We start from the raw sequence: 13,775 nt of genomic DNA on the forward strand, positions 1-13,775 counted from the left end.
TTGGAGTTTTGGGTAACTTTTCCAGGTAAATTTAGATAATTATATTAGATGGAGGAAATAATTACCAGAACCTGTTTATAAACACAAAAACCACTGCTGTGCAGTGTGGTTTTATAATTATAGCTTCACCACACGATGCAATCGTGCGGGAGCGAGGGGCTGAACGAACTTTCTAAGTGACTGGAAACGGTTTATTAAATGGTTAGCAGGATTTCAGGTTTCTGGGCCAAAAATAAAACCCACCGCAGTTGCAGTGGGTTTATCTTTATCTACCACACGAAAGGATTCGTGCGGTAGCCGGGTAGTAAAATTTATTTAGTATTTATTAAACCTTATCAATATAATTTTTAGCTAATTTGTAATATTCATTTTTTTCATTATTATTGAAGTTTAACATCTCATCTAAAATTTCTGCCTGTTTTTCTACACTGGTAAACATATCAGCACTTTCTCCAAAAGATTTTATAAAAATTTCTTTAGTTTCTAAAGAAGTAAATCCTACTACTGCTATCTCCCAATCTCGTGAACCAATTATTGCCCAATCGTTGGAATCAGAAAACCAAGCAATGTCATCGGAAACTATAGCAAGTTCTTCTGTAGAACGATCCATCATAATTTTACTTAATTCTGCATCTGTATTATTTACACTAATATTTAATATACTATAAGCATTAAAATTTAAAAAAAGGACCAAAAATTTCCACATAAATCTGGATAAAACATAACAATGATACAGGGGATGATGTAATTAAAAACAAAGTGTTATAAAAAATGTTTTTCTTATAAAATGTTTTCTTATAAAAAAACATAACAAGTAAAAATATGCTAAAGATAGACGATAACAATAGTGCTTTGAATTCATATCCATAATTAATAGAATAATCAGATATTTTGGCAAGGTAAATTAAATACCAAACCACCATAATTATCAACAAAACACATATGCGGTAATATAAATATTGCTTCATAATTAATTTTTGATTTTTACTAAAGAAACATCAATTGCCGTTTTATTTATATTTAATGCTTTTTCATCAATATTCTGATGTGTAGTAGTCTTCGATGTTAAATTAGTATTTATTACTGTCGTTTTATTTTTATTATCTGCTGTTAAAGGTTCTCCTTTTGCAGATGTAGTTGGGTCTGGCGTTGTTTGATAAGTATTTACTACCATTTTGGTATTATCTGAAACATCAGTTTTAACAGTCGAATTTTTAAATATTCCGTCTGATGAATCAACAATCATTGATAATTGAACGGGAATATTTTTATCCTTAAGTTCCGAGCCGAGCTCCATAGCATTGTCGCCTCCATAACTATATCCATACGTAATGACAACATCTCCTTTTTCATAATTATTTTCAATGAAGTCTGCTCCTTTAGAAACACTGGAGCTATTAGTTGCACCTGATGCAATAATGGCTCCTTTGAATTCATAGCCTTTTCCTTTCGCATTAGAAGATGCATAATCAAATAATTGCCCTGCTGTTCCTGCTTGTGAAGAAGAGGGTATGGTTTGCGCTCTACCCTGAAAACCACCTGTATAAAAAATTGCTAGCACTTTTTCTAATCCTTCCAATTCTCTAGAATTTACTACACAATTTTCAGAAAAAGCGTAAGTAGAATTATAAGGATATTTTTCAGCAATTGGATCTACATTAAAAAACCTCCCCACATCGGGCATGTAATTTCGCCATTTAAACGAGTAAAAACCAGTCTCCTGCAACTCTTGTCCTTGGTACTTATATTTATACGCTGAATTTCCGGTTAATACATTATATCCTTCATGCTTCAATCCAAACGGATAATAATTACTTTCTTCAATGATCTCTGTTCCTGCTCCATTCTTAGCATAGCTTAACCTGACATTTCCAAGATGGTCCGTATAGTTATAAACATACTTTCCGGTTTCAACATTAAAATATCCTTCTGCTGTTGGGAAGAATTTTAATGTAGAATTTACATACTGAAAACCATCCAGATAATCGGTTGTTTCTGTACCGAAAACCTTTTTTACTTTAACGCCGTCTGCTCTGTAAATATAATCAGTTACCTTGGAATTCTGGGTAATCTTACCTGGTAAATTTAGATAATTATATTGGATGGAGGAAATTCCTTTATCCAATTGGGTTGTCATGTTTCCATTGATATCATAAGTAATAGTACTTCCTGTACTTCCTGATGCTAACGGATATCCACTGATAGCATTTCCGGTGCCTATTTCTTTAAGGTAAGATAGCTTATTACTTTGTTCCCCGTTTTCATAATAGTATTCCAGATTGTCCATTACTTCAGGGGCGGTATATCCCGGAAGCTGTCTTCCTCTTCTTAAAAGGCTTTTTATATTTCCGTTAAGGTCATAGGTCAACTGCTCGTGGTATTCTCCTCTTTCTAAATTCATGGCATCCCAGAAACGGCCTTCTTTAAGTCGGTTAAGGGCATCGTATTCATAGGAGTAATTCCTCAGCACCGCATCATTTTGGGTAATCCATGACATCTGGGAAATATTTCCATTATATCTTGCTGAACCTGAAAACTGATTGTTAGGATTGTTATAACGCAATTCGTAAGCAAAAAGCTTATTCTGCAGATTGGCAGGATCATTCACTTTTGTCATCCAGCCTCTGATATTGTAGGCATACTTTATACTTTGCAGTGGGCTGCCTATAGTATTTCCTACATTTTTAGTCCGCAGCTGCCCCAGATCATTATACAGATTTTCTGCCAACAGTTCCTGAGCACCTCCGTTTACCTGATTCCAGTGTCTTACCAGTCTTTCCTGGTGATCATATTCAAAAGTTTCTTTGATATTTACTTTGGTATCGTTTGCAGACCTTTTATGTTCAACAAGGCTATACTCCGGTACTCCTGAAAATTTCAGGAAGCTTTCGGTTTTGGTATATCCTCCCAGGTGATTCAAAGAATGGGTTGCAATTGTTCTTCCTTTCTTATCATAGTAGGTAAATGATTTTGTCCAGCCGTCATTTTCGATATTCTTAACATAAGAAGCCGTGGCAAGACTCTTAGTACTTACCGTAGAATTCTGTGTGGTCTGCGGTAAAACTTCCTGTCCTAAAACAGCAGTCACTGCCGGAGCTTCCTGAGGATAGGTATCATAATAATTGACGGTTAGAAGCTTATCAACTGCTGTAGGATAAGAAGTATTTCCGTATTCAATGCTAACTCCATTCAGCGTAAAGCTTCCGCCACGGGTTTCAAAAGTATCGGCAGATAGATTATCAATCGTATTCTGTATGCTATTTCTTGGATTGGTATCCCGGGTAATTCCTGTATAGACTGCTCTTCCGAAACGGTCATATTTGGTGAACAACCATGACTGATCCGCTGAAAAATTGGCAATTCCATTTTTAAGAACAGTATCTCTGGAGAGAATAATCTGATCTTTTTTATTGTAAACCATCTGCTCCCAGCCTTTCCCTGGAAGTTTCTTTTCTACCAGTCTTTTTTTGCCATCGTATTTATACTGATAACAAAGATGTTCCAATGCTGAAGCGGAAACTGCTGCTGAAGCCGAAGCCAAAGGAGGTATCACAAATGCCAGCTGGTCATATTCATTGTAAACGTAATAAGTATCGGCATTTTCTGAAGCACTGACAATCTTTCTTACCAAAAGCGTCTGACCTTTGCCATTTTTAAATTCTACAGTTTTATTATTATCCTCATCGGTTACCGTATTTTTATAAAGCTGGGCATCGCCGTATGTGCCGGATAATACAAGCTGAGAAGAAGTAGCTCCATCCACCCATGTGGTAACAGTGGTAAATTTTTTAACTTCACCTGCCACATTGGCTTCATATCCAAAAACAACAGGTTTGTTCTGCCAGTCAGTTCCCGGGTTTTTCTGGTTCAACACTCTGTCAAGTGGAGAGTTTTCCAGTGTTTTATGACTAAAAGGAAAAGAATCATTAATGCCGTTAGACTGGTAGTAGCTATTGGCACTGCCTTCTACATTGGTCTGGATATTCCCACTCAATGAGTTCATAGGAACCGGAAGCCAGCTGTCTACCTGTCTTCCGAAATTATCATAAGGAATATGCGTTACCAGATCTTTTCCGCCAGGAGTAGATTTAATACTCACAGTCTGCTTAGGTCTTCCCAAACCGTCAAAAAACTGTATACCCTGTATCTGCTGAAGAGATCCGTCTGAAACAGCAGTCGGAACTAAATACTGTCTGGTATAGACATAATTTTCCGCCGTTGGAAGGCTAGACGAATAATTGACTGTAATGGGAGTATAAGTTTCTCCATTGCCAGATGATGATCCTCCAATGTAAGCCCGAAAAGTTCCATTAGCTGAGCTGAATTTAAAGCCCGGAAGCATACGTATACTCTGAGGGTCGGCCACTTCAGTATTCGGAGCGGGAGGAGATGATAAAACCACCTGTCCAAAGTGATGAAGACTCAACAGCAACCCAATGCTTAGATATATTTTCTTATACATTTCTCTATATTAATAGGTTGTTTTGGACTTCATCATAAGGAATTGCTCTTTCAATTGCTTAATTTCGGAGACAGCGTTTTTAAGATCTGAATTCTCTCCTTCTAATTTTTGTATTTTTTCCTGCTGATCTTTTAATTGTCTTTCCTGTTTAATAGCATACAGAGTCAGTTCTTCAATTTTTTGTAATAATTTGATCTGAAATTCACCAACATTTACTCCTTCTTTTTCCATCACTTTGGCAGAAGCTATTTCTGGAAGGTGTTTTTTCTCTTTAATATGTTGGGCTACCTCTTCCAGATTGGGAAGGTTATAGTTTTCTTCAAATACAAAGTCAGCTGTTGGGGTTAAGGTTACTTTGATTTCTTTGGCTTCAAATTTACCCTGTAGTGATGTATTTCCGTTGATATTAATTCTCATGATCTCATTCAGTGTTACAGGAGAATCTATCGCTACCTGCTGTGAAGATGCAGTCAGGAAACTAAATCCTTCATTTCCTACAGTAATAGCTGTTTTTGCAAGACTTGCTTCCCCGCTGCTGGATAACCAACCTACATTTGCTCCGTCCGCTTTTACTCCAAAACTCATATATGAAGAAGATGAACTTCGTAATGATCCCCAGTTATTCAATGATCCTTTTACATATCGTATTGCAAATGCATTGATCCCTAATGCTGAATCTGTAGCACCCGCTACAATATTTCCTAAAACGTCCAGTTTTTCTCTTGGCTGCGGACTTCCCAATCCAACATTTCCATTCTGAAGAATTGAAAATCGTTCAACCATGTTAGTTGCATCATGAACTGCAATAGAAAATTTTGATCCGCCTGTATTTCCACTTTCTTCAGTAGCAGTGATTCTTGCCTTAGGAGAATTAGAATATCCTGCAAATTCTAACGTAGGGTATTTAGGAATGGCAGAAGTACCGCTCCATCCTCCGGTTGAAATCGTTATTTTCCCTCCGTTTTGGTTACCAACTTCCAGATTGGAATGAGGATCGTGAACCCCAATTCCTACATTAGGAGAAGTAGGCGTAGAGGTCTGGTTAACAACACCTGCTGATGTATATAACTGTGCAAAAGACAATTGAGCTGCTAAAATTCCTGCAATGACTATTATTTTTTTCATAATTTGAGTTTTTATTGTTTATAGTTGTATTTAAATTCTTTTAATAGGTTACCTGTCTGGCTGTTTTCCCTGATTTCCTTAAGCCTGTTTGCCGAGTCATAAAGATATACTTCCCTGATTCCGGATGGTGGGGTGATACTTCGTACACCAATTAACGGATCATAAGTGTAAGTGGTAATCTGATAGTTTGGCAAACTATTTCTGAAGGTATTGAATACAGATAAAAGGGACGTTTCATCATTATTAGCTGCAGCTGCTGCATCTGTATTAGAAGCAGTAACAATGGAATCAATTAAAGACTGCTGGATGTCTGTTAATTTGGCGCCTTCTATTTTGGCAATGGGCTGGGTATTATTGTATCCCCAGATGATGGTTGTTGAAATACCTGCTTTGGTAGTGTACTGCTGAAGGTTTCCTTTCAGATCATATTTGTCGTAGGTAATTTCGGCAAAAGAAGAATTACTGTTCTGGAGATCGTACGATAAAACAGAGATGGGTAAAACCAAACCTGCTGTTTTGATATTGGCTTCTGTCTGATTCAAAGGGTAAATGGTTCCTGTTTTTGACAATGTTTTACTTACTATACCTTCTGTTTTGGTACTGATGGTTTCCAGCGGAATTCCAATCATATTTTTTGTGATCATCAGCTGATTTCCCTTTTCATGGGCATAGCTAAAGCTGGAAGTGGTAAGGGAACCTGTGGTGTCAGTAAAAACAAGAGATGTCAACTGGTTATGCTGACTGCTCCCATAAGCATATTTTGTGGTCTCGGTTACAGAAGCAACATTATCTTTGTAATACACATCTTGTTTTTCACTGAGGTAAGGGTTATAGCTGTAAATATTATAGGCAGATAACCTGACCAATTCAGCCATTCCGCTCAGCTGGGTAAATACCCCGTGAGAAATAGGTTCACCATACACATTGTCCTGAAAATCGTAAGCCCTGACTGTACTGTTAAACCTGGCAGGGGCATCGTTGTATTTATAGGTAGTTTTTTGTACTATTTTGCCGTCCTTGTCTTTTTTGGTCACACTCAGGGGTTTGCCTCTTTCAGATTCCAGGGAATTGTATTTAAGGTGTCTTAAATTATTATAGGTGGCCTGATTTCCAAAAGACATAAAGGCAATGCTATTAGCCCGTTTGTCAATAAACCCATTATCACTGTTGGAAAAAACATATTCGGTGGTACCTCCCAAATCTGTTCCCCCCACTCTTTCTGTCACCTTACTATAGACCACATGCTTACCCTTTGTATTATTATCCTGAAGAACCGGCATGTCAGCAAAACGGTATTGATGTGCAGTACTGTTCCGGTCCTCTTCAAAATGAACCGGTTTGGCAGACAATATTCCTGAGGAAGCTCCCGTAGGGGTTCCTGTATCAGTATAAAAATATTCCTTTACAATATTCTGGCCATCCCCAGGGGCGGTTATTGTTTTCTTAATCCGGAGACCTCCGGCAATTTTGTTGGCAGAAGATTCCAGGACAAATTCATAAGGCGTTGTGCTTTGTACATCAATGACCTTGCTGTAATCATGTGGTTCATACACAAATTCATTAGAACCTTTTGTCGGGTAAATAATTTTTTTCAATACTCCCAGGGTTAATTGGGTCGGATCAGTTTCTTTATAGGCAGGCAGTACATTTTTCATCTGATCAAGCGAATATCTGAATCCATTAGCCGGAGTAACTGTACCCAGGTAAGTTTTGTTGTTAAAATATCCCCAATGATCATTTTTCATCAAGTTAAACCCAGGTAAGTCGGTAGAGTAATATTCCAGCTGATATGACTGTCCATTTCTGTTAAAGCCTGTCAGGAATAATTTTTTAGCAGGATCCTCCAGGTAGGAAAAGCTTACCTCTTCAATCACTGAATCCTTTTTAATAGAAATTTTATCCAGTTTGTAAAATTGTTTTGCAGCCATAATATCGCTACGGAAATGATGTGAATATCCGAAAGATGTATTCCACTGCGTATTATTTATATCAATAAAATTATACTGCGCAACATTTGCTGTACTTTTAAGAAACTCGATCGTATAAATATTATTGATATTGATATCTTTTGGGTAGACCACAAAAGTACGTTCAGGATTTTTAGTTATTTTCTGATGCCCGCCGGCAGTTGCATTGCCTATCTTATAATCCATTGATGCAAAAGTATGGTGCATCTTAAACAAGGCTTTATTTTCCCGCAAATAGTTAAAGGTGATCTCAAAATTACTTGGCAGGATAACCTTTGTCAAAAACCATGAATTGGCGATAAAATGTGGATTATAGGGATCTGCGGGCGAAATATAAGGTGTTGCGGAAAATTCAATGGACTGAGGCGTTTTACCGAAGATATAGCGGATTCCTTTTTGGTCAGTCAATGTAAAACCATAAATAATCCTTTTGATTTTATGGGTTTTAGTATTAACGGCATGGCGTCCATCTTCATATAAAGAAAAGTCTGTGGCCAGTTCATCTTCAATTTTAATGTCTTTAAAATCTCCGGATGCGATCACCCATTTTCCTTTATGGTCTTTGTAGAAAGTCCCTCACATTCCATTCACATTGAAGTTGAATTCATCAGGTGCAGGATATACTGTCCTGGTTCCTCCTCCTATAGAACGGTTGTTACTGGTAAATTGCGCTAGTGCTGCGTCCGTATCCCACTGATCATTATCCAACGTGTTGAAATGATCATAATAAGAATATCTGTTTGGTACCGTCTCACCATTCATTCCCACCATCACTTCATCCACACCGCCGTTCACGGAACGGGTGATCACTCCTCCTGCATTAAGATTCCATCCCGTGCCTGTCCATGTAGGTAGAATATCAGGTTTTATAGATGCCAGGTTATAGGAGAGATCCAGGCTCAGATCATATCCTTCCCTCGAAAAGCTAAAAAGATTAAAACTGATATTCGGTTGTCCGGAAAATAAATCTATTGAGGTCGGGTTGTATTGTCCTAAGCTCGCCGCAATGGGACTGTTACTGAAAATTATGGGGCTGTATGGTTTTCCACTATTAACTTGTGCCTGAAGAAAATAGGCTGCTAAAGTCAATGCGGAAAAGGTTAAATATTTCTTCATCAGTTTATTTTTTAATCAATTTAGCATTCGCTGTTTTATTATTATCCGTTTTTATCGTCACCAGATAAGCTCCCTGCACCAAAGCCTGGGTATTCATCTTAGTCACTCTGTTCTTCGTTTTAATACTTTGTAATTGTCTACCTGACATATCGTAGAGTAAAATCTCTGCATCCTTGAAATCAAAGCCGATTTCCACATACGCATAATCAGAAACAGGGTTCGGATAGATTTTGATGTCATATTTTTCGATCAGTTGGTCAACCTGCTTATCTCCCAGTTTTACAATCTTCCAGTTTTCTTTGCCCAGTTCTTCTGCACTGGTTCCTGCCAGAACAATAGAGCCGTCTCTGTTCAGCTTTAAGTCTGAAAGCCGTTCCTCTTTTTTTCTGGATTCTCCGGTGATATGCTTTCTCCACTGTTCATTGCCGTTTGGATCAAGGTACAGCATCCAGAAAGTTTCGTCATAGGTCTGTATTCTTCCTTCAGCCTGGGTATAACCTCCCAATAAGATGCCTTTAGACTTCTCGCTTCCATCTTCCATCTTCCCGCTTATCACACTCATTCCCATCAGGATATCTCTGTTTTTAAAATTGTAGGATTTCTGCCACTGTTCTTCCCCTCTTTCATTCAAAGAGATCAGCCAAAGGTCCGTTCCTTCTTCAATACCTACAGTTTTGTTGCCTGATCTTTCCGATCTGGATTCTCCGCCAATGATGAAGCCATTTGAAGTTAATGCCAGGGTTCTCAAATGATCATCACCTTTCCCTCCAAAATTCTTTTCCCATTCCACTTTTCCGTTTTTGTCCAACTTGACAATCCAATAGTCACCTTCACCGAAGTTGCTGCTGGCTTTGGAATAAGAGCCGGTCTTCACACTGCTTCCAGCCTCCAGCTTCCCGATTCCTTCCTTTACTTCAGAACTCCTTGAATACATTCCCAATAAAGCACCGCCATCTCTGGTTGGAATCATCTTCTCTATTTCATCTAACCCTTTTCCGCCTAAAATGAATTGGGAAAGCTCTTTTCCGTCTTTATCTAATCTAATGATCAAAACATCTTTTGAGCCGTAACCTTTAGAGGAGTTTTGTACATTGCCAGCTACAATAAATCCCTGATCTGTAGTCTGAATCACGGCTCTTGCTTCTTCATCCGAAGAAGTTCCTAATGTTTTCTGCCACAATTGGTCTCCAAATTCATTGATTCTGATCATCCAAATGTCTGAGCCTCCCTTAGAGTCATCCTTTTTGTCAAGACCTTTTCCTGAATATGACGTTCCGGAAATCAGAAAACCACCGTCCTGAGTAGTGACAGTTGAAGATAGATAGTCATGATTGTTTCCTGAAAAGTATTTTTCAAAAACCTGTTCTCCCTGCTGATTTAATTTTATCAGGCGAAAATCATAACCGTTGTTTTGTTTGCTGTTCTGTTGAAGTTTATCGCTTTGAATGGAACTTCCTGAGACAAGATACTGTCCGTCAATGGTTGTAGTAACCTGGCTTAGAAAATCCTGGGTAGAAGATTGGATGTCTTTCTGCCATACCACTTCCTGAGCAGATACGCCCAGGGCTGTGCATAAAGTGAATGCACCGAGATAGATTTTTTTCATTCTATGTTTTCTGAGTTAGTAATTAGTTTCTTAAAACTTCGCGAATTTAATGCTTTTTAAGACATGAAAATCACTCTTGTGTGCTTTAATGTAAATCATACTATTAATAATCAAATCCTGTTTATTTATATTAAATTTTATTTCATTCTGATACAAAAATATCCTCTTTGAGCGACAGAAGGTGTCGTGTTAAAAAATAAAAATCAAATCAGAGTATTTCAGTATCAATTACGAAATTATATCACCTAAAAAGCAAGATTCCTATTAGCTTTTAAAGAATAAAAATACAATCTCTATACAATCTTTAACCATTTCATTATCAGCTATTGTCGCGCTTTATTTTTATCTATAAGTTTACTCCATAATGAGAAAAAGCTATTACCAGAAATTGGCGTTGATGGTCACATTGCTGACTGTTTTATTGGTATATCAGAAATATACCAGCCATGAAAAAGAACCGTTCCCTGAAGTTACGTTCATTTCAAATGCTTCACTATCAGCGAATCTATCAGATTTTGATCCCAATACACTTGACAAAGAACAGTGGCTGAAACTTGGATTTTCAGAGAAGCAGACTGCTACCATTCTTAAGTATAAAGATATCTTAGGGGGAAAATTTAGTTCAAAAGAACAGTTGAAAAAATGTTATGCTATTTCTGAAGATAAGTTTAGTGAGCTGGCGGCTTTCATTTTACTTCCTGAAACAGCAGAAAAAAAAGATCCGAAAGGATTCACTACGCGCGGAAAGAAAGAAATTCTGATATCAGGAAAATTCAATCCTGATCAGTTTTCTTCACAAGATTGGCTTAAGATGGGCTTTAGTGAAAAGCAGGCAGAAGCCATTATAAAGTATAAAAATTATCTCGGAGGAAGTTTTATAAGTAAGGAAAAGTTTAAAGAATGTTTTATCATTTCTCCGGAAAATTACAGCAAACTTGAACCTTATCTTTTACTGCCCGCAAAAACTCCGGAAAACTTCAGAAATTTCACGAAGAATAATACTGTAAAATCTGGAATTCAATATCATCCATTTGATCCTAATCAGTTGGACTTAGAAGGTTGGAAAGCACTTGGATTTTCAGAAAAACAAGCAGCCACAATCATCAATTACCGGGTCCGGAATTTACGTGGAAGCTTTAAAAGTCTGGACGACCTGCAGAAATGTTTTGTAATTTCCGCAGAGAAATTTCAGGAAATGAAACCGTATGTCAAACTTCAGGAAAAACAACAGGAAAAAACAGATTTTTCAAAAACAGATCTTAATACCATTACTTTTAAACAGCTTATTGAATTCGGACTGGATGAAAGAAGTGCTGGTTCAGTGATTGGTTTCAGAAACAAACTGGGAGGTTTCATGAATAAGCAGCAAATTCTAAGCACTTACAACATCGATCAGGATCTGGTTCAAAAACTGATTTCCATAGCTCCACTGAATACGTCAAATGTTCCCCGATATTCATTAGTAGAGGCACCCGAGGAATGGCTTAAAAATCATCCTTATTTCAAATATTCGGCAGACAAAATCATATTCTACCGGATCAGTAACCCTGATGATAAAAAAATATGGAAACTTTTAAAACTAAAACCTGAATATGAAGGAAGAATGAAGTTATATATAAAATAATACCGGATTAAACTTCTCTATAGTCTTATTTCGGAACATTACTGCCCGATAAAAAGTACAAATACATTGAAAATAGCAATATTTAAGACATGAATTAACAGGTCGCTCCTCTGGAGCTGGATTTGATCCCATCGGGATCTAGTTAATAGAAGAAAATAAGATTTCCGGTGTATAATACCGGAAAATTGAGAAAGTAAACAGTAAAGGATCTTTCTATATTTTAATCAAAGGTTTTGCTGGAATCTGCCAGCAAAGAGTTGAGCGTGTTAAGTTCTTCATCGGTCATATCTCTCCATTTCCCGATTGGCAAATCAAGTTTGATATTCATGATACGGATTCGTTTCAGTTTTTTCACTTCATATCCAAGATATTCGCACATTCTTCGGATCTGTCTGTTGAGTCCCTGAGTAAGGATAATTCTGAAATTCATTTCATCAATCTTCTCTACCTCACATTTCTTAGTCACAGTATCAAGGATAGGAACACCATTTCTCATTTTTTCCAGGAATCTTGGAGTGACAGGTTTGTCTACACGAACAATATATTCTTTTTCGTGATTATTGCGTGCCCGCAGAATTTTATTGACGATATCACCGTCACTCGTTAAGAAAATAAGTCCTTCACTTGGTTTATCCAACCTTCCGATAGGAAAAATTCTTTTCGGGTGGTTGATATAATCTACAATATTATTTTTTTCACGTTTGGTATCGGTAGTACAAACGATTCCTACCGGCTTATTAAAAACGATATACACAGGTTTTTCCTGTGGCTCTCTGATGGGTTTTCCGTCTACTTCTACAAGATCTTCATCAGAAACTTTGGTTCCCATTTCAGGAATTTTCCCGTTTATCTTAATTCTGCCCTCCTCCAATAGCCTATCTGCTGCTCTTCTGGAACAGTATCCTGCTTCTGATAAATATTTATTAATACGTGTCTTTTCCATTAGTCTTTCCGTAACCGGTATCATTTTTATTGCTGAAATAGTACTTCCATAGTTTAAACTTATGGAAAAACCGTCATCTCGTTTTCTGTATAGGTAATTCAAAAATAATCCCTCCTTCCTGGGTCAATCTTTTTTGAACAGGAACTAACTTTGTATTTCCTACTGCAAATTTAGGAAGAAAATTATATCCTTAAAATATATTGAGAACTGTTGGTTTGATTATTACAGCCCCTCAAACCTGTACTCATTATTCAGGAACTGATCTGTAGCATCTTCAATGGCATAATCACCAATTTTGGTACGTCTTAATTGTGTAAGATAGGCTCCAACTCCCAATTCCTGCCCGATATCATGGGCAAGACTTCTGATATACGTTCCTTTTGAACATCCTACCATGAAACTCACTAAAGGAAAATCGATTTTAATATCCCTGATGTAATGGATCGTTGTTTTTCTTGCTTTCATTTCCACTTCTTCACCAGCTCTGGCAAGGTTATAAGCTCTTTCGCCATCAATTTTAATCGCTGAATAAACGGGTGGCTTCTGTTCAATTTCTCCAACAAATTTTTCCAGCACTTCTTTTACCTGTTGTTCAGTAATATGCGAGATATCCTGTTGAAGAATTTCAGGTTTTTCAGTATCATAGGATTCCGTCTGTACTCCAATTTTGATCTCTGTCCAATATTCTTTAGGAGCATCCTGAATTTCAGGAATTTTCTTAGTAAATTTTCCGCAGCAGACGATAAGAAGCCCAGTTGCTCTGGGATCTAAAGTTCCGGCGTGTCCGATTTTAAATTTTTTAGGAAGATCAAATTCCCTTTTAAGTTTATATTTCATTTTATTGACAGCCTGGAAGGAAGTCCAGTCCAAAGGTTTGTCCAATAAAAAAATGTATCCTGATTTCAGTTCTTCAGCAGTCATGAATGGGTATA

At 37.3% G+C, this 13,775-nt stretch carries 9 protein-coding genes; 1 reads left to right on the forward strand and 8 read right to left on the reverse strand.

Features of this window, described 5'->3' with window-relative positions:
* Nucleotides 1–325: 325 nt before the first annotated feature.
* The 6 genes from EK417_RS07705 to EK417_RS07730 all read right to left on the reverse strand — a co-directional run bounded on the left by EK417_RS07705 (nucleotide 326) and on the right by EK417_RS07730 (nucleotide 10,276).
* On the reverse strand, nucleotides 326–706 hold the full coding sequence (locus EK417_RS07705) for a hypothetical protein (protein ID WP_136521818.1): 381 nt from the start codon (nucleotides 704–706) through the stop codon (nucleotides 326–328).
* Nucleotides 707–970: 264 nt separating this feature from the next.
* Nucleotides 971–4,462 (reverse strand): DUF6443 domain-containing protein, encoded by a 3,492-nt coding sequence (locus tag EK417_RS21295; RefSeq protein WP_136521819.1) that lies wholly within the window; start codon nucleotides 4,460–4,462, stop codon nucleotides 971–973.
* A gap of 9 nt (nucleotides 4,463–4,471) precedes the next feature.
* The gene (locus tag EK417_RS21390; RefSeq protein ID WP_228457910.1) at nucleotides 4,472–5,587 is read right to left on the reverse strand and encodes a hypothetical protein; all 1,116 of its coding nucleotides are present in this window, start codon (nucleotides 5,585–5,587) and stop codon (nucleotides 4,472–4,474) included.
* An 11-nt stretch (nucleotides 5,588–5,598) separates the two neighbouring features.
* The gene (locus EK417_RS07720) at nucleotides 5,599–8,097 is read right to left on the reverse strand and encodes a hypothetical protein (protein WP_136521820.1); all 2,499 of its coding nucleotides are present in this window, start codon (nucleotides 8,095–8,097) and stop codon (nucleotides 5,599–5,601) included.
* Between the two features lie 33 nt (nucleotides 8,098–8,130).
* On the reverse strand, nucleotides 8,131–8,670 hold the full coding sequence (locus EK417_RS07725; RefSeq protein ID WP_136521821.1) for a hypothetical protein: 540 nt from the start codon (nucleotides 8,668–8,670) through the stop codon (nucleotides 8,131–8,133).
* A gap of 4 nt (nucleotides 8,671–8,674) precedes the next feature.
* On the reverse strand, nucleotides 8,675–10,276 hold the full coding sequence (locus EK417_RS07730) for a T9SS type A sorting domain-containing protein (protein WP_136521822.1): 1,602 nt from the start codon (nucleotides 10,274–10,276) through the stop codon (nucleotides 8,675–8,677).
* 364 nt (nucleotides 10,277–10,640) lie between these two features.
* Between EK417_RS07730 and EK417_RS07735 the strand changes: the two genes are divergently transcribed.
* The gene (locus tag EK417_RS07735) at nucleotides 10,641–11,900 is read left to right on the forward strand and encodes a helix-hairpin-helix domain-containing protein (RefSeq protein WP_168801949.1); all 1,260 of its coding nucleotides are present in this window, start codon (nucleotides 10,641–10,643) and stop codon (nucleotides 11,898–11,900) included.
* A gap of 220 nt (nucleotides 11,901–12,120) precedes the next feature.
* Here EK417_RS07735 and rluF read toward each other — a convergent pair whose 3' ends face one another.
* Together rluF and truB are read right to left on the reverse strand one after the other, a co-directional pair.
* A complete protein-coding gene (rluF, locus tag EK417_RS07740; RefSeq protein WP_136521824.1) occupies nucleotides 12,121–12,843 on the reverse strand; it encodes a 23S rRNA pseudouridine(2604) synthase RluF in 723 nt (240 codons plus the stop codon).
* 222 nt (nucleotides 12,844–13,065) lie between these two features.
* Nucleotides 13,066–13,764, reverse strand: coding sequence for a tRNA pseudouridine(55) synthase TruB (gene truB / locus EK417_RS07745; RefSeq protein ID WP_110367608.1), 699 nt, complete (start codon nucleotides 13,762–13,764; stop codon nucleotides 13,066–13,068).
* Between the last annotated feature and the right edge of the window lie 11 nt (nucleotides 13,765–13,775).

This window comes from Chryseobacterium candidae, from assembly GCF_004916905.1.
In the GTDB taxonomy this organism is placed as follows: Bacteria; Bacteroidota; Bacteroidia; order Flavobacteriales; family Weeksellaceae; genus Chryseobacterium; species Chryseobacterium candidae.